This is a genomic window from Lentzea sp. NBRC 102530 (assembly GCF_030269365.1).
In the GTDB taxonomy this organism is placed as follows: Bacteria; Actinomycetota; Actinomycetes; order Mycobacteriales; family Pseudonocardiaceae; genus Lentzea.
In genome coordinates this window covers 92,463-112,217 of record NZ_BSTF01000014.1, presented here as the reverse complement: position 1 = coordinate 112,217, position 19,755 = coordinate 92,463, and the positions used below count along the sequence as shown (strand labels likewise).

Here is a 19,755-nt window from a genome sequence, read left to right as displayed (position 1 = left end):
CGCGGATACGCCGTCCACGTCCCGAGTCACGCCACTAGGCTGGGCCGCATGCCGGACCGACTGTCAGCGCTGGACGCCTCGTTCTTGTACATGGAGGGCTCCACGACGCCGATGCACGTCGGTGGCGTGGCCGTCTTCCGCAGGCCCAAGGCGGGCTTCGACTACGACAAGCTCGTCGATCTCATCGAGCAGCGCCTGAGCCTCGTGCCGCGCTACCGCCAGAAGGTCGTGCACGTCCCCGGCCGCATCGCGCGCCCGGTCTGGGTGGACGACCCGGACTTCGACGTCACCTACCACGTGCGCCGCAGCGCCCTGCCCAGGCCGGGCAACGACGGCCAGCTGCACGATCTGGTCGCGCGCCTGATGTCGCGGCCGCTGGACCACTCCCGCCCGCTGTGGGAGATCTACCTGGTCGAAGGCCTGGAGAAGAACCAGACGGCGGTCATCACCAAGACCCACCAGGCCATGATCGACGGCATCGCGTCGCTGGAGATCGGCCAGGTCATGCTGGACGTCTCGCCCACGCCGCGCACCAACGTCGAGAACCTCTGGATGCCGCAGCCCGAACCGGGCTCGCTGCAGCTCGTGGCCGACGCCGTCACCGACATCGTGCAACGGCCCGGCGAGCTCGTGGAGAACGCCCGCAGCGCCGTCCTCGACACGGTCAACACCGTCGAGAAGGTCTTCAACGCGTTCGGCATCCTCGCCCAGGCCGTCCGCACCGCCGCGACGCCCGCGCCCGGCACGCCGTTGAACGTCCGCATCACCTCGCCGCAGCGCCGGTTCGCCGTCGCGCGCGCCCAGCTCGACGACCTGCGCGCCATCCGCAAGGCGCACGGCGGCACGGTCAACGACGTGGTGCTCGCGGCCCTGTCCGGAGCCCTGCGCAACTGGCTGCTCAGCCGCGGCGAGAACGTCACCGGCAGCACCACGATCCGCGCGATGGCACCCCTGAGCGTCCGCGAGGCCGACCCGGACTCCGGCAACAACGTGAGCGCGTACCTGGTCGACCTGCCCGTCGGCGAACCCAACCCGGTCGTGCGCCTGCACCACGTGAGCCACGCGATGCGCGCCCACCAGGAGTCCGGTCAGTCCGTCGCCGCCGACGCGCTGGTGAAGGTCTCCGGCTTCGCCCCGCCGACGCTGCACGCGCTGGGCGCGAGGGTCGCCAGCTCGTTCAGCCGCCGGCTGTTCAACGTGATGATCACGAACGTTCCCGGCCCGCAGGTGCCCCTGTACGCGGCAGGGGCGAGAATGACCGAGATCTTCCCGGTCGTCCCGCTCGCCAAGAACCAGGCGCTGGCCATCGGGGTGACGTCGTACGACGGCGGTGTGTACTTCGGGCTGAACGGCGACCGCGACGCCATGTCCGATGTGGACGTTCTCGCGACCATGGTCGAGGAGTCGGTGGAGGAACTGATGGGGACGGCGAGCGCATGAGGGTCTACATCCCGGCCACGGTGCCGATGCTGCGCACGTTCGTCGACAGCGGCGAACTGGCTCCGGTGACCGGTACGGCGTTCGCGCTGACGCCGGCGTTGCGCGAGTCCTACGCGGCGGGCGACACCGAGGAACTCGAGTACGCGGCGATGCTCGACGCCGCACGGGCCTCGTTGCGGCTGCTGGCGGCCGACGAGAAGGCGGAGCCCCGGCGCGCGGTGCTCGCGGTCGACGCGGACGACGTGACGCTGCGGCCCGACCTCGACTTCTCGGTCGTGAAGGTCGGCGGCTCGTTCACGCTGAAGGACGTCGCGTCGGTGCACCTGGACACGGCGGAGGCCGAGCAGGACGTGCGCGCGGCCGTCGAGGTCGTGGACGCGGCGGACATGGGCGACCCGGACGCCGAGTTCACCCTGGGCAGCGCCGAGGACCACGAACTGGCCTGGTACGCGGCGCAGGAGCTGCCGTTCGTGCTGGAACTGCTCTAGTCACGCCGCTGGTCGTGCACCTCGGGCAGCGCGGTGAACCCCGCTGCCCGATAGGTGGCGACCGCGCCGGCGTTCGACGAAGGCGTGCACACGAGCGCGCTCGACGAACCCAGCTCCCGCAACGCGGCCGCGCCGGCGACGGTGATCGCCGTGCCGAACCCCTTGCCCCGGTGGTCGCGGTGCACGCCCATCGGTTCGATCAGCCCCGGCCTGCCGGGCCCCGCCGACCACACGACGATCGCCGCCACGGCGACGCCCCGGTCCAGAGCGACCAGGCTGCGGGCGTCCGCGTACGGCGAACCGGTCGCCATCGCGTGCCAGCGCTCCTCGGTGAACGTCGACTTCTCGAACGACGCCCGGATCACGGCGGCGTGCACGTCGGCCCGGTCGTGTCCGATGACGTCGACCGACACGCCGGGATCGATAAGCTGGGCACCGAGATCGAGGCGCAACGGCGTCCACGGCACGTCGGACTGCCAGCCGCGCTCGAACATCAGCTCCTGGAACCGCGTGCCGCGCGGGGATTCGACGTAGACCGTCCCGGCGGGAAGGACACCGCGTTCGGGAGTGCAGATGTCGTCCGCCAGCCGCTCCGCCAGTTCGGAGTCCTGCCGCAGTTCGGGCGCGATCGTGCACCGCAGCAGGTCGGCGCCGTCCAGCAACCCGACGGCGGCGATCTTCCCGCCGACGCGCCAGACCCGGACCGCGTCCTCGGCCGCCTTCGCCCCGAAACGGCGGTACCAGCCGAGATCACCGGGGTGGAGCTGGAACGGCTGGTCGTCGCGCTGCCATTCCCGCAACGCGCGCACGGCCTCGTCGAACACGGTCACATTCCTTCCGCGGGCTCCCAGAGCTCGATCCGGTTGCCCTCGGGATCGACGCACCAGCCGAACATGCCGAACTCCGAGTCCTCGGTGTCGGGCAGCACCTCGACGCCGCGCGCCTTGAGCTTGGCCATCAGCGACGCCAGGTCGTCCACCCGCAGGTTCAGCATCGTGCGCTGGTGGGGTTCGCCGATGTAGTCCGTGTCGTGCGCGAACAACGCCATCGTCGTCGTACCGGGGTGCTCGTTCGTCGCCGTGTCGAGCCAGTGGAAGGTGACGGTGCCCTTCTCGCTCATCGGCACGCCCAGGTTGTCGCGGTACCAGGCGGCCAAGCGCGCAGGGTCTCTAGAACGCAGGAAAACCCCGCCGATGCCTGTCACCCGCGCCACCCGACGGACCCTACTACCGCGTGCCACGATGGGGGAATGGACGCTGTCACGTCTGCACCCGAACCGGTCAACGAGCCCGTGCGCACCTACGCACCCGGCAGCGCCGAACGGGCCAGTCTGAAGGCACGCATCGATGAGCTCGAAGGCACCACGCACGAGCTGACCATGACCATCGCCGGTGAACAGCGCATGGGCGGCGGCGAACGCCTGAACGTCGTGCAGCCGCACGACCACAGGCACGTTCTCGGTGTCACGGCCCAGGCCACCAACTCCGACGTCGCCGACGCCATGCGGGCCGCCCAGCACGCCGCACCGGGCTGGCAGGAGCTGCCGTTCGACGAACGCGCCGCCGTGCTGCTGCGCGCGGCCGACCTGCTCGCCGGTCCGTGGCGCGACACGCTCAACGCCGCCACGATCCTCGGCCAGTCGAAGTCCGTGCAGCAGGCCGAGATCGACGCGGCGTGCGAGCTCATCGACTTCCTGCGCTACAACGTCCACTTCGGCCGCCGCATCCTCGAAGAGCAGCCCGTGTCGTCGCCGGGCGTGTGGAACCGGATGGACCACCGTCCGCTCGACGGGTTCGTCGTGGCGATCACGCCGTTCAACTTCACCGCCATCGCGGGCAACCTGCCGCTCGCGCCCGCGTTGATGGGCAACACGGTGCTGTGGAAGCCGTCGCCGACGCAGCAGCTGGCCGCGCACTTCACGATGCGGCTGCTCGAAGAGGCCGGGCTGCCACCGGGCGTGATCAACCTCGTGACCGGTGACGGGCAGGCCCTGAGTCAGGTGGCGTTGCGGGACAGGTTCTTCGCTGGCCTGCACTTCACCGGTTCGACCCGCACGTTCAAGGCGTTGTGGCAGACCATGGCGGGCAACCTCGACAACTACCGCGCCTACCCGCGCGTGGTCGGCGAGACCGGCGGCAAGGACTTCGTGCTGGCACACGCTTCCGCTGATCCGCGGGCCCTCGTCACGGGCCTGGTGCGTGGTGCTTTCGAGTACCAGGGCCAGAAGTGCTCGGCGGCGTCCCGCGCGTACGTCGCCCGGTCGTTGTGGGAGGGCGGGGTCCGCGAGCAGCTGCTCGACGTCACGAAGTCGTTGTCCTACGGCGATGTCACGGACCTGTCGGCGTTCGGCGGTGCCGTGATCGACGCACGCGCGTTCGCGAAGCACGAGGAAGCGCTGCTGATGGCGTCCGCGTCCACTTCGGTCGAGGTGCTGGCGGGTGGCACGTGCGACGACTCGACGGGCTACTTCGTCGCCCCGACCGTCCTGCTCGGCACCGACCCGCACCACGACATCTTCACGACGGAGTACTTCGGCCCGATCCTCGCCGTGCACGTCTACGAGGACGCGGACTTCCCGAAGATGATGGAAACCATCGACACGTCAACGCCGTACGCGCTCACCGGTGCCGTGTTCGCCCGTGACCGCGTTGCCGTCGAACAGGCTCATCGCGCGCTGCGGTTCGCCGCGGGCAACTTCTACGTCAACGACAAGCCGACCGGCGCGGTGGTGGGGCAGCAGCCGTTCGGCGGGTCACGCAGTTCCGGCACCAACGACAAGGCGGGCTCGATCTACAACCTGCAACGGTGGACGAGCCCGCGTGCCATCAAGGAGACCCTGGTGCCGCCCACGGACCACAGGTATCCGCACATGGGTCAGTGACGGGGCTGCCAGCCGGTGGCCTCGGTGAGCTTCGTGCTCACCACCCGCTGCGACCTGCCGAAGACCTCGAACGACGCGGCGAACCTGCCGAAGAACTTCGGCAGGCGCGTGATCCCGCTGTCGCGCTTGAGAACCGGCGTACCGACGTTGTAGATCCCGGCGGGCGCGTCGAGGGCGGCGATCGCGGCCGCCGCGGCGTCCGCGGGGTGCACGACCGTCATCCAGCCGTCGCCGACGAGCACCGGCGGCGACTGCGCCTGGCCGCCGATCAGCAGGCCGTAGCGCAGGAACACGCCGCCGGGGTGCCTGAGCACGTTGTGCTGCGCCGTGACCGAGCTCGCGATGTGCCCGACGGGCTTCAGCGGCGCGTTCTCGTCGAGTTCGCGGTCACCGCCGTCCGCGTAGACGAACGAGATGCCCTCCTGCACGATCCGCCCGACACCGGCCCTGGTCGCCGCCTGCACCAGCGCGGCGCTGCCCTCGGTGCGGATGCGGTCGTTCTCCGCCCACGCGCTGGCCAGCACGGCCTTGGCGCTCAGCGGGATGCGGGTCGCGAGGTTGATGACGGCGTCGTAGCCCGTCAACGCCCGCGCGAGCCGGTCGGCGTCGAACATCGAGGTCGTGTGCCGGTCCAGCACCCCGACCTCGTGTCCCGCCGCCTCCAGCTGGGGCACTGCTTCCCGTCCGAGGACGCCCGACGCACCGATCACGAATACCTTCATGACCATTGGACGGGACAGCGCGTCAGGTTGTGACGGCTACTTCGGCAGCCTTTCGAAAGCCCTGACGGCGAGGCCCTGGACGACGTGCCCGACGGCGTTGCGATCGGTGCTGCGCTGCACGACCTGGAACCGGACGAGCTGCCGTTCCCGCACCTCCAGAACGGCGTCGCAGGTCACGACACCTGAGGAGTCCTTGCACCTGGTGGTCAGCGGACGGTTGTTGCTCTCGCCGGGGCCGCCCGCGATCGCGCTGCCGTAGCCGCCGTCCTTCAGCAGCCCGCCCGACTCGTCCGCGAAGGCCGCCTCCACCAGCGTCAGCTTCGCCGTCAGCGAGTCGAACGTGAAGTCGCAGGTCTGCCCCGACCTGGCCGGGGTGCCGTCCAACGAGCCCGCGTCGCCGTCCGCGAGCACCGTGCAGGGGTCGACCGTCCTGAACTCCGGGGCGGACGGTCCGGTCGAGCAGGCGGCGAGGGCGAGGAGCAGCACTGGAGCCAGTCGGATCATGCCTCGAGTCTTCCTCACGACGCCGTCGCTCAATCCGTGTAGTCGTCGAGGCCCGCGCGCGAGGCCAGCAGCCGCCGCAACGACGTGAGCCGGCCCGGCGCGTCCGGCACCAGTTCGTCCAGCATGCAGTCCGGGTCCTCGGGCGCGCCGAGGTGACCGCAGCCGGGCGGGCACTCCTCGGCCGCCTCCGCGAAGTCCGGGAACGCCTTCACGATGTCGTCCGGCGTGATGTGCGCGAGGCCGAACGAGCGGATGCCCGGCGTGTCCACGACCCAGCCGCCGCCCGGCAGCCGCAGCGCCACGGCCTGGGTCGAGGTGTGCCGGCCCTTGCCGACGCCGGACACCACGCCCACCGCGCGGTTCGCGTCCGGCACGAGTTTGTTGACCAGCGTGGACTTGCCGACGCCGGAGTGGCCGATCAGGCAGGAGACCGTGTCGGCCAGGCGCGCGCGGAGTTCGGCGGGCTCCTCGTCGGAGCGCGTCACGACCACCGGCACGTCGAGTTCGGTGTAGAGCGCGAGCAGCGAGTCCGGGGAGGCCAGGTCCGACTTCGTCAGGCACAGCACCGGTTCCAGGCCGCCCGCGTACGCGGCGACCAGGCAGCGGTCGATGAAACCCGTGCGCGGCGGGGGATCGGCGAGGGCCACGACCATGATGAGCTGGGAGGCGTTGGCGACGACGACCCGTTCGAACGGGTCGGTGTCGTCCGCGGTCCGGCGCAGCACCGAGGTGCGTTCCTCGACGCGCACGATGCGGGCCAGCGTGTCCGGCTGGCCCGACGTGTCACCGACGATGCCCACCCGGTCGCCGACCACGACGGGCGTGCGGCCCAGTTCGCGCGCACGCATCGCCGTGACGACGACGTCGGAGTCCAACGCGCACGTCCACCGGCCCCGGTCGACGCCGATGACCATCGCGGTCTCGGCGTCGGCGTGCTCCGGCCGTCTCTTGCTGCGCGGCCGCGTCCCCTTGCCGGGGCGCACCCGCACGTCGGACTCGTCGAGCTTGCGCCAGTCCCGCTTGCCCACGGTCTACGCGCCCCCGGTGAGCATGGCGTCCCACATGCCCGGGAAGTCCGGGATGGTCTTGGTGGTGCTGCCGATGTCGTCCACCTCGATGCCCGGCACCACCAGGCCGATGATCGCGCCCGCCGTCGCCATCCGGTGGTCGGCGTAGGCCTGCCACACCCCGCCGTGCAACGGCCTCGGGTCGATGACCAGGCCGTCCTCGGTCTCGGTGGCGTCGCCACCGACCGCGTTGATCTCGTTGACCAGCGCGGCGATCCGGTCCGTCTCGTGGCCGCGGATGTGCGCGACGCCGCGGATGGTCGTGCGGCCCTCGGCCAGGGTGGCCAGTGCGGCGACGGTCGGCGTCAGTTCGCTCTCGTCGTGCAGGTCGATGTCCACACCGGACAGCTTCGCGGGGCCGCGCACGGTCAGGCCGCGCTCGGAGACCTCGACGGTGCACCCCATGCGCTCCAGGATCCCGCGCACCGCGTCGCCCGGCTGGGTCGTGGTGGCGGGCCAGTGCGGGACCGTCACCTCGCCGCCGGTCACCGCGGCCGCCGCGAGGAACACCGTCGCGTTCGACAGGTCCGGCTCGACGTGCCAGGTCCGCGCCTTGATCACGCCGGGCTCGACGCGCCACGTCGTGGTGCCGTCGGTCTCCACCTCGACGCCGACCGAGCGCAGCGTCTGGACCGTCATGTCGATGTGCGGCAACGAGGGCACCGGCTTGCCGGAGTGCCGGACCGTCACGCCCTCGTCGAACCGCGCGGCCGACAGCAGCAGGCCCGAGACGAACTGCGACGACCCCGAGGCGTCGATCGTCACCTCGCCACCGGGCACCGAACCCGTGCCGTGCAACGTGAACGGCAGCGAGTCGCCGTCGACCTCCGCGCCGAGCGACCGCAGCGCACCCAGCACGGTGCTCATCGGCCGGATGCGGGCGTGCGGGTCGCCGTCGAACCTGATCTCGCCCTCGGCCAGCGCGGCGGCGGGCGGCAGGAAGCGCATGACCGTGCCCGCGAGGCCGCAGTCGACGTCGGCCGGACCGCGCAGCAGCCCGGGCAGCACGTCCCAGCCGCCGTCCTCGCGGTCGGTGAACCCGATGCCGAGCGACGTCAGCGCCTTCGCCATCAGCACCGTGTCGCGGCTGCGCAACGGGGCGTGGACCGTCGACGGCCCGTCGGCCAGCGCCGCGAGCACCAGGACGCGGTTCGTGATCGACTTCGAGCCGGGCACCGGCACGGTCGAGTGGACTGGGCCGGACGCGCTGGGGGCTGACCAGTGCTGAGTCATGCGGCAATGATCCCGCACGCCGACCGGGCAGGCTCGCACAGGTGTTCCCGGCGTGGGACGATTGGGACTTCGGAGGTGATCGGTTTTGTGTGGTAGGTACGCCTCCACCAAGGACCCGGCGCTGCTGGCGGCCGAGTTCGACGCGGTGGACGGGACCGGCGACGAGGCACCGGGTGCGGACTACAACATCGCCCCCACCAAGCACGTCATGGCCGTGGTCGAGCGCAAGCCGGAAGACGAAGACGTGGAGCGCAGCGTCCGCGTCATGCGCTGGGGTCTCGTGCCGCACTGGGCCAAGGACCTGTCCGGCGCCGCCAAGATGATCAACGCGCGGGCCGAGACCGTTCTCAGCAAGCCCGCGTACAAGCAGTCGGTCACCAAGCGGCGCTGCATCATCCCCGCAGCCGGGTGGTACGAGTGGCAGGCCGCCGAGGGGCGCAAGCAGCCCTACTTCATGACGCTCGGGGACGACACCTCGCTGGCGATGGCGGGCATCTGGTCCGTGTGGTGGAAGGACGACGTGCCGACGGTCACGTGCGCGGTGCTCACCACGGAGTCCACCGGCGCGCTGACCGAGATCCACAACCGCATGCCGTTGCTGCTGCCGCAGGACCGCTGGTCGGCGTGGCTCGACCCGGCGTCGCTCGACCCGTCCGGGCTGCTGGCCCCGGACGAGTCCCTCGTCAAGGCGCTCGAACTGCGCCCCGTCTCGACGGCGGTGGGCAGCGTGAAGAACAACGACCCCTCCCTGCTCGAACGCGTAGACCTGTCGTGACCACGCTGTTGGTGGACACGCCGCACGGCCCGGCCAGGGCCTCCCTGCACTGTGCCCACGAACCGCGTGCCGCCCTCCTCCTCGGCCACGGTGCCGGCGGCGGGGTGGAGGCCCCGGACCTGGTCGCCGCGTGCCACGCCGCCAACGCGGTGGGCGTGCACGTGGCTTTGATCGAACAGCCCTACCGCGTCGCGGGCCGCCGTGCCCCGGCTCCGGCGGGCCAACTCGACACGGCCTGGATGTCCGTGGTCGAGGACCTCGGCGAACGCTGGTTCGACGGCCTGCCGCTGGTGTTCGGGGGCAGGTCGTCGGGCGCCCGCGTGGCCTGCCGCACCTCGGTCGAGGGCCAGGCCGTCGCCGTGCTCTGCCTGGCGTTCCCGGTGCACCCGCCGGGCAAGCCGGAGAAGTCCCGGATGGCGGAGCTGGACGGCGTCGAGGTCGCGACCCTGGTCGTGCAGGGCGAGAACGACCCGTTCGGCCAGCCGCCCGGGGCCACGCACCGCGAGGTCGTGCTGCTCAAGGGCGACCACTCGCTGAAGGCCTCGGTGGCCGACGTGGGCCGGTCCGTGGGCGAGTGGCTGGACCGCGTGCTGCGCCCGCTCGACTAAATCGCCTGCTCGAAGCAGAGCACGGCATTACTGTGCCGCCCCATGACGCTTCTCGATGACCAAGGCAGGCCCGAACCCCCGACGGACGGCGACGAACTCGCCACCCTGAACGGTTTCCTCGACTTCCAGCGCGCCACCCTCGCGTGGAAGATCAGCGGCCTGACCGCGGCCCAGCTCGCCGAGACCACCGCCAAGTCCGAGATGACCCTGGGCGGCCTGGTCAAACACCTCGCCTACGTCGAGCAGCAGTGGTTCCACGTCGTCCTGCACGACCGCGAACCCCTCGAACCGTGGGCGAGCGTCGACTGGAAGGCCGACTACGACTGGGACTGGCACTCGGCGGGGGACCACACGCCCGAGGAGCTCACCGCGCTCTGGCAGGCCGAGGTGGACCGCGCCCGCGCGGCCGTCGCGGAGGCCCTGCAGGCCGGCGACCTGGGGCAGCCGGCGAAGCGCAAGCCGTGGCGCGGTGACGACCGCACGGTGAGCCTGCGCTGGATCCTCACGCACATGGTGGAGGAGTACAGCCGCCACAACGGCCACGCCGACCTGCTCCGCGAGGCGATCGACGGCCAGACCGGCGAGTGAGCCGCACCGGTCGTGCACCGGTGCGGCTCGGCAGCGCCTACTCGTCCTCGGGGCCCGCCACGAAGAACGTGTAGTAGCGGGTCAGCGACCTCTGTCCGTCACTGCTGCGGTGCCGGACGCTGATCTCGTGGTAGCCGCTGGTCGTCGGCGCCCACCGGAGCACACCGGTGTCGTCCGCGGCCGCGGTGACCGTGCCGCGGACCTCCCCGTCCCAGTTCGAGATCGTGTACTCGTAGCTCTCGACGTCGAACGAGTTCGGGTGGAACGTGAAGGTGCCCTCGACACCGACCTCGCCGCCCGTGTCGTACTCGGGGAAGTCCGTCGAGGTGATCCGCGGCTGGCTGTACACGCTGAACGAGTGGTACTCGTTGCGCGACGACCTGCCCTCGGTGTCCCGGCTGAACACGACCCACTGGTAGGACTCCGACTCGCGCGGCGGCGTCCACACGAACTCCGCCCTGCCGTCCGGCCCGGCCGGCACGACGACCTGCGGGCCGTAGTTCAGCGAGTAGACGAACTCCTTCACGTTCGGCTGCTGCGCGGTGAAGGTGATCTTGCCGGGGTACCGGCCGCGGTCGTTCTGGCCGTAGAACTCCGAGGTGATCACCGGCTTGTCCTCGACCAGCAGGTCCTGCGCACGCGTGCCGGTGTCGACGCCGGCCGCGTTGGTCGCGAACACCCACACGAAGTGCTCGCCGCTGAGCACCGGCGTCCACGGCACGGACGCCTTGCCGGCGGCGTCGGCGGTGACGGTCCGCCGCGTCGCGTCCTCGTCGGTCCAGTACGTGTACAAGACCGGGTTGCGCATGATCGTGCTGAACGCGAGCTGACCGGTCTGGCCCGCCTTCTCCGCGCCGGTCCGCGCGACGGTGGGCTCGGCGCTGTCGACCCAGAGCGACACCTGGCGCTCCAGCGTCGGCTCCGCGTCGCCGCTGATGCTGCGCACCCGCACCGCGCTGTGGCCGGGCACCGCACGCCACGTCACCGCGGCCTTGCCCTCGGCGTCGGCGGAGACCCTGGTCCACTGGCCGCCCCAGCCGATCTGCCACTCGTACGCGGTCACGCCGGCCGCCTTGGGCGAGAACGAGAGCGTGACGTCGGTGCCGATCGCGATCACCTGGCCGCCGTCGTGCGTGACGATCGGGGTGTCGTCGACGCGGAAGCGGTACTCGTGCGGGATCGACAGCTCGCCGGACGCGCTCTTGTTCGCGACGAACAGCGTGTTCCAGCCACCGGCGGTGGGGGCGAGGGTGACGGACGCCTTGCCGTCGGCCCCGGCCGCGACCGTCTGCGTGGCGCCGTCGTTCAGGCGGTACGTGTACTCGACGACGTTCGGGATGCCCGGCGTGAAGGCGAAGACGCCCGGCTTGCCGACGCCGCCCTCCGGGGTCGCGTACTCGCCGCGCGGATAGACGTTCGACCACACGTCCGGCCGGTTCTCCCGGACGTAGAACGTGTAGCCGCCGGTCTGCGACCTCATCCCGACCTTGTCGATGCTGGTCACGTAGAGGTAGTGGTGGTTCGCCTCGGTCGGGGACCACGTGACGGTCGCTTTGCCGTCCGGGCCGACGGGCACGCGTTTCGGGTTCACCGAACCGTACGGCGAGACGGTGTACTCGAACTCCACGACGTCGTCGGAACCGTTGACGTCGAAGGTGAACGTGCCGGGCGTGCCTGGAGCACCCTTGTAGCCGAACTCCGACTGGTGGTAGACGTCACCGACGGCGCCCGGCTTGGCCGGCGGGGTGCGGTCGACGGTGAAGTAGCAGGTCTGGCTCCACGCGGAGACGTCCGTGCCGTCCTCGCCGCGCACCTGCCACGCGTACGTGACCTCGCTCAGCTCGGCGGAGCGGAGATAGGTCAGCGCCCGTCCCCCGTGGACCTCGGAGACGAGCTCGCGCCGCTCGCCGGGGGCGGCCACCGGCCACACGGCGAACCGCGCGCTGACCTCGTCGCCGGCGTCCTCGTCGGCGAGGTCAGCCTGCGGGATGACCGACGAGACGTCGTTGAGCGCGAACGGGTTCAGGCGCTTGCCGGGCGACGTCGTGTCGCACCCGAGCGTGCCGGTCGTCGACAGGGCGGCCGGCGTCGACGGCGCGGTGTTGTAGGTGACGGCGAGCTTCACGTCGTTCGCGAAGTGCCGGTGGTACCTCGGGTCGTGCTCGAGCTTCGCCGGCACCCGCAGGGCGACGGTGAAGGTCTGCTCACCCCGTGCGACGGCCGCCCTGATCGCGGCGGACACGTCGAACGAGACGTTCTCGACGAGGCAGCCCGTGGCCGGCTTGCCCGCGGAGCCGAGCAGTTCCAGCTCCTTCGGCTGCCGCAGCCACGACTGACCGCGGTACGGCTCGGTGCGCCACAGCTCGACCGCACGCCGGTTGCAGTCGTCCGCCTCGGTCTCCTTCGCGGCCACGGCGGCGGAGAGGACGTTCTTGCCGCGGAACTCCGCGACGTCGAAGGTGAAGTAGGAGCGGGTCCGGTGCCATCTTCGGTCCGTCCACGTTCCGATGAACGCGTCGGAGTCCGGGTCGGCGTGACCGGCGTTGGGCGTCCCCAGGTCCGTGTAGCCCCAGCTCGACCTGGTCAGCGTCTTGCTCGGTACGAAGTCGTCGGCAGCCGCCGCGGGCAGAGCTGTGACCGCTGTGGTCAGGCTCGCCAGCACGGCCGCGGACGTGAGCACGGCAAGCGTGCGCATCCGCATCCCCCATCAGATGAAGTTGGTGTGAAGCCACATCATCTGCACAAATGCGCCAACGCGTGCCGTTGTTGCGAAAAAAGTTCAGGCATTGGTCGAACCGGGGAACGGGCGCGGGACAACCGATCCCGGCTCGGCGGCGTTCATGTGGATGTGGACGAACACCAGATCAGGCTCGTCGCGGCGGACGGGGTGTCGTGCGTGCTCGGCGGGAGCCTGAGCGACGTGCGCTTCCTCGACGCCGACGGCCAGGACCTCGGCATCGACCCGGAGATCCAGCCGGGGGACCACGTGGAGGTCCAGGCCGGCGGGCACCGCGAGGCCGCCGTCCACGTGGCCTCGCAGATCCACGGCCCGCGGGAGAACCCGGCCTCCGTCCGCTTCACCCTGCCCGGCTCCGGCGACCCGGTGACGGTCGCGTGGCCTTCGAACCTCAGCCCGGTCGTGCGCTTCGGGAGCATCACCGCGCCTGTGAACTAGGTGCTGATCGAGGCCACCACGGCACCGGTCAGCCGCACCAGCTCGGACGGTGCGATCTCCACCTCGAGACCGCGCCGTCCCGCACTGCAGAACATGGTGTCGAACTCCAACGCCGAGGCGTCGACCACGACCGGCAGCCGTTTCTTCTGACCCAGCGGCGAGATGCCGCCCGCGACGTACCCGGTGGCGCGTTCCGCGTCGGCGACGACGGCCATCTTGGCCTTCTTGCCCTTCAAGGCGGCAGCGAGGCCCTTCAGGTCGAGCTGCGCGGTGACCGGCACGACCCCGACCGCGAGCTTGCCGTCGACCTCGGCGACCAAGGTCTTGAACACGCGCTGGGGCACCAGCCCGAGAGCCTCGGCCGCCTCCAGCCCGTACGACTCGTGCCGCGGGTCGTGCTCGTACGAGTGCAAGGTGTGCGCCACCCGCTGCTTGTCCAGCAGCGCTGTGGCGGGGGTCCCACGTCCGGCCATGCGGAATTACTACCAGCCCCTCCGTTGTTGGTCAGAACGTGGCAACGAACATGCTCGAGCGGTCACGCGTAAAGTCAGTCCCGACCCAGAACCTGTGGGAAGGGAGCGCGGTGCCCGCCACCGGCACGACAGAGACGACGGCGGAACGCGCTGCGCGTTTCGAGCGCGACGCTATGCCCATGCTCGACCAGCTGTACTCGGCCGCCCTGCGCATGACGCGCAACCCGGCGGACGCCGAGGACCTGGTGCAGGAGACGTTCCTCAAGGCCTACTCGGCGTTCGCGTCCTTCTCGGAGGGCACGAACCTGAAGGCCTGGCTGTACCGGATCCTGACGAACACCTACATCAACGGCTACCGCAAGAAGCAGCGCCAGCCGATTCAGCAGCCGACCGACGAGATCACGGACTGGCAGCTGGCGCAGGCGGAGAGCCACACCTCGTCCGGGCTGCGCAGCGCCGAGGTCGAGGCACTCGACAACCTGCCCGACAGCGACGTGAAGGAAGCTCTGCAGCGGTTGCCGGAGGAGTTCCGGATCGCGGTCTACCTCGCCGATGTCGAAGGCTTCGCGTACAAGGAGATCGCAGACATCATGGGCACCCCGATCGGCACGGTGATGTCCCGGTTGCACCGGGGCCGTCGCCAGCTCCGCGACATGCTCGCGGACGTCGCACGAGACCGCGGTTTCCTCCGTAGCGGCAACGGCAGCAACGGAGACGCGTCATGAACTGCGGCGAACCCCACGACACCGACTGCTCAGAGGTGCTGAGCGAGGTCTGGCTCTTCCTGGACCAGGAGTGCGACCAGGGCCGCCGCGAGGCCCTGCAGACCCACCTCGACGAGTGCCACCCGTGCCTCGAGCAGTTCGGGCTGGAGGAGCACCTCAAGGCGCTGCTCGCCCGCAAGTGCGGCGGCGACTACGCCCCGGCGGACCTGAAGGCGCGCATCCGGGCCACGATCGTGGAGATTCGCACCGAGGACTGACGAAGTCCCCTCAGCAAGACAAAAGGCCCTGGTCACCGCGTGGTGTCCAGGGCCTTTCGCAGCACTCAGGCGTTGGGGCGCTTGCCTCGGTTGGCGCCGCCCTTTTTGCGGTCGCGGCGCTTGCGAGCACGCTTCGACATGGGTGTCTCCTAGGATCAGAACTTGCTTCACCGGCGTCGGCTGGGCCGACCCGCCGTGCACCGATTTCATCGGTCGGACCAGCCGACCGATCGAACACAGCTTCCGTAGTTTCTCATGGAGGAGTTCTGAGCACGCTCACGGACCTGCTGGCCGAGCACACCAAGATCTCCGGCGCCGCCGTCGACCACCTGCAGCTGGTCGTCGCGGAGTGGCAACTCCTCTCCGACCTGTCGTTCGCCGACTTCGTCATGTGGGTGCCGCTGGAGGACGACAAGTTCCTCTGCGTGGCCCAGGCCCGTCCCACGACGGCGCCGACGGCCCACCCCGAGGACGTCGTCGGCAGCGAGGTCGACAGCGAGGAGCACCCGCAGCTGCGCCGGGCCATGGACGAGTCGCGGATCTGCCGCGAGGAGGACCCGCGCTGGCACCTCGGCGTGCCGGTGCGGCGCGAGACCATCCCGGTGCGGCTGGGCAGCCAGGTCATCGCGGTCCTGAGCCGCAGCACGAACCTGGCGGTGCCGCGCGTGCCGTCGCCGTTGGAGATCTCGTACCTCGGCAGTGCGGCCGACCTGTGCCAGATGATCGCGGACGGCACGTTCCCCGCGCCCGAACCCTCGCCGGACGTGCACACCAGCCCGCGCGTCGGGGACGGCCTGATCAGGCTCGACCCGTCCGGCGCGGTGGTGTTCGCCTCGCCGAACGCGCTGTCGGCGTACCACCGCATGGGGCACGCGTCCGACCTGGTCGGTGTGCACCTGGCGCCGCTCACCCGCAGCCTGATCGGCGACCCGTTCGACGCCACGGAGGTCGCCCAGCGCATCCGGCAGGCGCTCGAAGGGCAGCCGTCGATGCGCATGGAGGCGGAGTCACGGCGCGGTGCGGCGGTGTTGTTCCGATCTTTGCCTCTTAGGCCACGCGGGCAGGCCGCCGGCGCCATCGTGCTGTGCCGCGACGTCACCGAGGTGCGTCGCCGTGACCGCGCGCTGATGTCCAAGGACGCCACGATCCGCGAGATCCACCACCGCGTGAAGAACAACCTGCAGACCGTCGCGGCCCTGCTGAGGTTGCAAAGCCGCAGGTTGAGCAACCCGGAGGCGAAGGAGGCACTCGCGGAGTCGGTCCGTCGTGTGACTTCGATCGCACTCGTGCACGAGACGTTGTCGATGTCCGTCGACGAGCGGGTCGACCTCGACGACGTGGTCGACAAGGTCATCCCGATGATGAGCGACGTGGCGGTCACCGAGACCCAGGTGAGCGTGCGCCGGGAGGGCGGGTTCGGCATCGTCCCCGCCGAGATCGCCACCCCGCTGGTGATGGTGCTGACCGAGCTCGTGCAGAACGCCTTCGAGCACGCCTACGCCCCTGGCCAGCGCGGAGAGGTCGTCGTGCACTCCGAGCGGTCCGCGAAGTGGCTCGACGTGACGATCACCGACGACGGCAAGGGACTGCCGCAGGGGTTCTCGCTGGAACGCACCGACCGGCTCGGTCTGCAGATCGTTCGGACCCTCGTCGATTCCGAACTGAGAGGCTCGTTGAGCTTGCGGCGCAGGCCCCGAGGCGGTACAGAGGCGGTCCTGCGCGTGCCGCTCAGGGGGCGGCGCTAAACTAACGCCGTGCACACGTGACGATCAGCCTCAGCGGTCTCACGTGGTCATGCGGGAGGGTGTGCAAACAAAAGAAGAAGCCCGACACCTGGCACGGTGTCGGGCTTCTTCTTTATGCAGCTTTAAGAGGCTAACTGCCTGCTCAGGCGTTGCTGCGGGCGCGCGTGCGAGCGTTGCGGCGCTTGAGGGCGCGGCGCTCGTCTTCGCTCATCCCGCCCCAGACGCCGGCGTCCTGGCCGCTCTCGAGCGCCCACGCGAGGCAGTCGGAGACGACGGGGCAACGGCGGCAGACGGTCTTCGCCTCGGCGATCTGAAGCAGCGCGGGACCACTGTTCCCAACGGGGAAGAACAGCTCGGGGTCCTCGTCGCGGCAGATCGCGCGGTGGCGCCAGTCCATTGGAACTACTCCTCAGCTAGGCGCGCACAAGGGCACGCCGGTTGTCAGCGGTCGTTTTTGGGGTGCTTGTGAATGCTTTCACGAACGGCAGAGATGTCAAGGGGTAAGCACTGACCCGGTGAGTGAACTCACCCAAAAGATCGACAGCGTTCACCTGGGGTTTCACGCTCTGCTGTCACTCGACTGCAGTACATCGCAGGTGGGTACCGAGACGGTCACGAACCGATCACGGACTGTAAAGTTCCTTACACAGCAACAGTCAACGCATCGGGTACCGCCCGGAACTCCACCGCGGTGGTCGTTCCGAGGAAATCACCGTCGACCTGGAGGTTCGCGGGCTCCTCGCACTTCACTCTGACATAACCCACGTCATCGCGCCGAACGAGTTTCGCGCCCTTCGGATTCCCGGTGGCGAGAACCTGCGCGATGTAGCGCCCGACCGTGGGTACCCGCAACGTGCTCAACGCACTCAGGCCGAGTCCGCCGTCGAACGACGTGCTGGGGTTGAGCTGGATCGCCTTGTCCCCGAAGTACGTCCACGGGTCGGTGTTCGACACGAACACCATGCCGACGTCGTCGAACGCCTCGCCGGGAACCTCGACGGTGAAGTGCTGCGGCTTGCGGACGTTCTGCGCGTAGGCCTTCAGGGCGACGGACAGGTACAGCGCGGGACTCGCGTTGCGGCCCTTGGCGCGCTTCTGCTCCACGCCCGCGACGACGTCCGCGTCGAGGCCCATGCCCGCGTTGAAGGTGAACCAGCGGCCGTCCTCGATGACGTCCGCGAAGACCTGCCCGAGCCCGATCCGGCGCCTGGTGCCGTGCTCGATCGACTGCAGGAGGACGTGCGTGGCCTCGACCGGGTCGCGCGGGATGCCGAGCGCGCCGGCGAAGACGTTGGCCGAGCCGCCGGGCACGACCCCCAGCATCGGCCTCTCGGGACGGGGGCCGCCGCGCAGGATGCCGTTCACCACCTCGTTGACCGTGCCGTCGCCGCCGTGGGCGATGACCAGGTCGAACCCGCCTTCCGCGGCCTCGTGCGCGGCGTCGGCCGCATGGCCCCGGTACGAGGTCTGGACGACCTCCAGCTTCACGTCGCTGGCGAGTGCGTGCGCGAGTACGTCACGGCCCGCCGGCGTCGTTGTAGTCGCCTGCGGGTTCACCACGAGAAGAGCGCGCACTACTTGAGAGTAAGACAGTGCGTGACCGTCAGCCGCGCGCATGTCCTCCCTCAGGGTGGCTCCAGCCTCACGAAAGTGGCGCAAATCTCCCTTCCGTCGCGCGTCGCGTCCGCCCCGCAGACGAGTGCACCCCGGACGACCGCCGGCTCGCTGAAGGCCCCTTGATCTTCCCGCGCCGGACGTGCTTCCGAGGACCTCCAACCGGGTGGCCTACGATCCGTGACCAGGTACAGAACGTGAGGAGAGGTCGCTCGTGACCACTGCGATCCCGGCGCCTCCGCGGCCGGTCCGCATCGCCGCCGTGCTCACCTTCCTGCAGGGGCTGGGCGGTGTCGGGCTGGGTCTCGCCCTCGTCGTCCGGGTGATCGGGGGAGCGCACCCGGCGGGCCCGATCCTCGGCGCGGCCGGTGTCCTCGTGATCTGGTTCGGCGCGGTTCTGCTCGCGACCGTGATGCTCTTCCGCGGCCACCACGGCGCCCGCACGCCCGTGATCGTCACGCAGCTGCTGCTGCTCGGGTGCGCCTGGTACGCCTACGGCCCGTCGGAGCAGCAGCTGCTCGGTTCACTGGGCGGCATCTACTGCGTCGTCGTGCTCGTCTTCCTGTTCACCAACGACGGCCGCCGCTGGGCGATGGGCGAGCCGGACGTGAACGAAGGTGACAAAGCCGACTAACGGAGGGTGGTCAGCCTCACACCAACGAGTGAAGCTGTGCGTGGTTGCTTAACCACTCCCTGCACATACGAGGTGACCAACCATGCGTGTTATGACTGCGATCGCGGGTGCCTTCCTGGCGGCATTCACCCTCGCATCCCCGACGGCTTCGGCTGCGCCCGAGGACCCGGGCATGTCGCCGATGATCATCGGTGGCGGCAACGCCTCCAACTTCCCGTACGCGGCCCGTCTCTTCGTGAACGGCCGTGAGAACTGTTCCGCGACGAAGATCGCTCCTCGGTGGATCCTGACCGCCGAGCACTGCGTGGCGTCGTCCGGCACGTACACGTTCCGCGCGGGCAGTCTGGACCAGACCTCCGGCGGCCAGCTGGTGACCGGTACCCGGATCATCAAGCACCCGTCGGCCGACCTGGCGCTCGTGCAGGTCAGCACCAACATGAACGCGCCGTTCTCGCCGCTCGCCGGCTCCTCGGACGGCGTGGCCACCGGCCAGACGGTCCAGCTCTACGGCTGGGGCGCCACCTGCACCAACCAGCCGGAGATCAACTGCCAGTCGCGGTACCTGAAGGTCGCCAACACGCGGGTCACGAACCCCAACGGCACCGACTACCGCGGCGGCCGGGCGATCTCCGTGCAGCGCATCGACGGCATCGCCGCCGGTGGTGACTCGGGCGGCCCGATGTTCGGCGCCGGCAAGCAGATCGGTGTCGCGTCCACCTCGGACCGTTCGACCCGCTCCAACTACACCCGCATCGCCACCTACCGGTCCTGGATCACCAGCAACGCCGGTGTGTGAAACCCTGCTTGACCAGCGGTAACCCTGCGA

At 70.0% G+C, this 19,755-nt stretch carries 23 protein-coding genes; 12 read left to right on the top strand and 11 right to left on the bottom strand.

What is annotated here, in order from left to right; translation table 11 throughout:
* Positions 1 to 48: 48 nt before the first annotated feature.
* On the top strand, positions 49 to 1,440 hold the full coding sequence (locus tag QSK25_RS32390; protein WP_285643937.1) for a WS/DGAT/MGAT family O-acyltransferase: 1,392 nt from the start codon (positions 49 to 51) through the stop codon (positions 1,438 to 1,440).
* Complete coding sequence (locus QSK25_RS32385; RefSeq protein ID WP_285643936.1) at positions 1,437 to 1,928, top strand: DUF6912 family protein; 492 nt, start codon at positions 1,437 to 1,439, stop codon at positions 1,926 to 1,928. The genes QSK25_RS32390 and QSK25_RS32385 overlap by 4 nt, the downstream gene beginning before the upstream one ends.
* On the opposite strand, the gene QSK25_RS32380 is transcribed toward QSK25_RS32385, so the two are convergent.
* Positions 1,925 to 2,752 carry a GNAT family N-acetyltransferase gene (locus QSK25_RS32380; protein ID WP_285643934.1) on the bottom strand — a complete coding sequence of 276 codons (828 nt, stop codon included), beginning with the start codon at positions 2,750 to 2,752 and terminating at the stop codon, positions 1,925 to 1,927. The two genes, QSK25_RS32385 and QSK25_RS32380, sit on opposite strands and share 4 nt — an antisense overlap.
* 2 nt (positions 2,753 to 2,754) lie before the next feature.
* Positions 2,755 to 3,132, bottom strand: a complete 378-nt coding sequence (locus QSK25_RS32375) for a VOC family protein (RefSeq protein ID WP_285644157.1) — start codon at positions 3,130 to 3,132, stop codon at positions 2,755 to 2,757.
* Positions 3,133 to 3,177: 45 nt separating this feature from the next.
* Between QSK25_RS32375 and pruA the strand changes: the two genes are divergently transcribed.
* Positions 3,178 to 4,809 (top strand): L-glutamate gamma-semialdehyde dehydrogenase, encoded by a 1,632-nt coding sequence (gene pruA / locus QSK25_RS32370; RefSeq protein WP_285643933.1) that lies wholly within the window; start codon positions 3,178 to 3,180, stop codon positions 4,807 to 4,809.
* On the opposite strand, the gene QSK25_RS32365 is transcribed toward pruA, so the two are convergent.
* From QSK25_RS32365 to aroA, 4 genes are read right to left on the bottom strand one after another with little or no spacing between them, the layout of a single operon-like run.
* Positions 4,803 to 5,531, bottom strand: coding sequence for an NAD-dependent epimerase/dehydratase family protein (locus QSK25_RS32365; protein ID WP_285643932.1), 729 nt, complete (start codon positions 5,529 to 5,531; stop codon positions 4,803 to 4,805). The two genes, pruA and QSK25_RS32365, sit on opposite strands and share 7 nt — an antisense overlap.
* 36 nt (positions 5,532 to 5,567) lie before the next feature.
* A complete protein-coding gene (locus tag QSK25_RS32360) occupies positions 5,568 to 6,035 on the bottom strand; it encodes a hypothetical protein (RefSeq protein ID WP_285643931.1) in 468 nt (155 codons plus the stop codon).
* Between the two features lie 29 nt (positions 6,036 to 6,064).
* Positions 6,065 to 7,063 (bottom strand): ribosome small subunit-dependent GTPase A, encoded by a 999-nt coding sequence (gene rsgA / locus QSK25_RS32355; RefSeq protein ID WP_285643929.1) that lies wholly within the window; start codon positions 7,061 to 7,063, stop codon positions 6,065 to 6,067.
* Positions 7,064 to 7,066: 3 nt separating this feature from the next.
* Positions 7,067 to 8,335 (bottom strand): 3-phosphoshikimate 1-carboxyvinyltransferase, encoded by a 1,269-nt coding sequence (gene aroA / locus QSK25_RS32350; protein WP_285643926.1) that lies wholly within the window; start codon positions 8,333 to 8,335, stop codon positions 7,067 to 7,069.
* 85 nt (positions 8,336 to 8,420) lie between these two features.
* On the opposite strand from aroA, the gene QSK25_RS32345 reads away from it, so the two are divergent.
* Genes QSK25_RS32345 through QSK25_RS32335 form a run of 3 tightly spaced genes read left to right on the top strand, consistent with a single transcriptional unit; the run spans position 8,421 to position 10,306 of the window.
* Positions 8,421 to 9,110, top strand: a complete 690-nt coding sequence (locus QSK25_RS32345; RefSeq protein WP_285643925.1) for an SOS response-associated peptidase — start codon at positions 8,421 to 8,423, stop codon at positions 9,108 to 9,110.
* Entirely contained in the window at positions 9,107 to 9,718 is a 612-nt protein-coding gene (locus QSK25_RS32340; RefSeq protein ID WP_285643924.1) for an alpha/beta hydrolase family protein, read from the top strand. Before QSK25_RS32345 ends, QSK25_RS32340 begins: the two co-directional genes overlap by 4 nt.
* A 42-nt stretch (positions 9,719 to 9,760) precedes the next feature.
* Positions 9,761 to 10,306, top strand: a complete 546-nt coding sequence (locus QSK25_RS32335; protein ID WP_285643923.1) for a DinB family protein — start codon at positions 9,761 to 9,763, stop codon at positions 10,304 to 10,306.
* A 37-nt stretch (positions 10,307 to 10,343) separates the two neighbouring features.
* Here the strand turns inward: QSK25_RS32335 and QSK25_RS32330 are convergent, their stop codons facing one another.
* Complete coding sequence (locus tag QSK25_RS32330; RefSeq protein ID WP_285643921.1) at positions 10,344 to 13,001, bottom strand: hypothetical protein; 2,658 nt, start codon at positions 12,999 to 13,001, stop codon at positions 10,344 to 10,346.
* Between the two features lie 153 nt (positions 13,002 to 13,154).
* Between QSK25_RS32330 and QSK25_RS32325 the strand changes: the two genes are divergently transcribed.
* Positions 13,155 to 13,481, top strand: coding sequence for a DUF4232 domain-containing protein (locus QSK25_RS32325; protein WP_285643919.1), 327 nt, complete (start codon positions 13,155 to 13,157; stop codon positions 13,479 to 13,481).
* On the opposite strand, the gene ybaK is transcribed toward QSK25_RS32325, so the two are convergent.
* Positions 13,478 to 13,954: a Cys-tRNA(Pro) deacylase gene (gene ybaK, locus QSK25_RS32320; RefSeq protein WP_285643917.1), complete on the bottom strand. Its 477-nt coding sequence runs from the start codon at positions 13,952 to 13,954 to the stop codon at positions 13,478 to 13,480. The two genes, QSK25_RS32325 and ybaK, sit on opposite strands and share 4 nt — an antisense overlap.
* A gap of 50 nt (positions 13,955 to 14,004) precedes the next feature.
* On the opposite strand from ybaK, the gene QSK25_RS32315 reads away from it, so the two are divergent.
* Together QSK25_RS32315 and rsrA are read left to right on the top strand one after the other, a co-directional pair.
* Positions 14,005 to 14,679: a sigma-70 family RNA polymerase sigma factor gene (locus tag QSK25_RS32315; protein WP_245821883.1), complete on the top strand. Its 675-nt coding sequence runs from the start codon at positions 14,005 to 14,007 to the stop codon at positions 14,677 to 14,679.
* A complete protein-coding gene (gene rsrA, locus QSK25_RS32310) occupies positions 14,676 to 14,936 on the top strand; it encodes a mycothiol system anti-sigma-R factor (RefSeq protein WP_352236629.1) in 261 nt (86 codons plus the stop codon). The genes QSK25_RS32315 and rsrA overlap by 4 nt, the downstream gene beginning before the upstream one ends.
* 65 nt (positions 14,937 to 15,001) lie before the next feature.
* Here rsrA and QSK25_RS45635 read toward each other — a convergent pair whose 3' ends face one another.
* Positions 15,002 to 15,076 carry a 50S ribosomal protein bL37 gene (locus tag QSK25_RS45635; protein ID WP_369809028.1) on the bottom strand — a complete coding sequence of 25 codons (75 nt, stop codon included), beginning with the start codon at positions 15,074 to 15,076 and terminating at the stop codon, positions 15,002 to 15,004.
* A 126-nt stretch (positions 15,077 to 15,202) separates the two neighbouring features.
* Here QSK25_RS45635 and QSK25_RS32305 point away from each other — a divergent pair, with 126 nt between their 5' ends.
* Positions 15,203 to 16,681 (top strand): PAS domain-containing sensor histidine kinase, encoded by a 1,479-nt coding sequence (locus tag QSK25_RS32305; RefSeq protein WP_285644156.1) that lies wholly within the window; start codon positions 15,203 to 15,205, stop codon positions 16,679 to 16,681.
* A gap of 142 nt (positions 16,682 to 16,823) precedes the next feature.
* Here the strand turns inward: QSK25_RS32305 and QSK25_RS32300 are convergent, their stop codons facing one another.
* Together QSK25_RS32300 and QSK25_RS32295 are read right to left on the bottom strand one after the other, a co-directional pair.
* Positions 16,824 to 17,078 (bottom strand): WhiB family transcriptional regulator, encoded by a 255-nt coding sequence (locus QSK25_RS32300; RefSeq protein WP_015104912.1) that lies wholly within the window; start codon positions 17,076 to 17,078, stop codon positions 16,824 to 16,826.
* 245 nt (positions 17,079 to 17,323) lie between these two features.
* Positions 17,324 to 18,256 (bottom strand): diacylglycerol/lipid kinase family protein, encoded by a 933-nt coding sequence (locus QSK25_RS32295; protein WP_285643901.1) that lies wholly within the window; start codon positions 18,254 to 18,256, stop codon positions 17,324 to 17,326.
* Positions 18,257 to 18,509: 253 nt separating this feature from the next.
* On the opposite strand from QSK25_RS32295, the gene QSK25_RS32290 reads away from it, so the two are divergent.
* Both QSK25_RS32290 and QSK25_RS32285 read left to right on the top strand, forming a co-directional pair.
* Positions 18,510 to 18,929 (top strand): hypothetical protein, encoded by a 420-nt coding sequence (locus QSK25_RS32290; protein WP_285643899.1) that lies wholly within the window; start codon positions 18,510 to 18,512, stop codon positions 18,927 to 18,929.
* An 82-nt stretch (positions 18,930 to 19,011) separates the two neighbouring features.
* Complete coding sequence (locus QSK25_RS32285; RefSeq protein ID WP_285643897.1) at positions 19,012 to 19,725, top strand: S1 family peptidase; 714 nt, start codon at positions 19,012 to 19,014, stop codon at positions 19,723 to 19,725.
* Positions 19,726 to 19,755 lie beyond the last annotated feature (30 nt).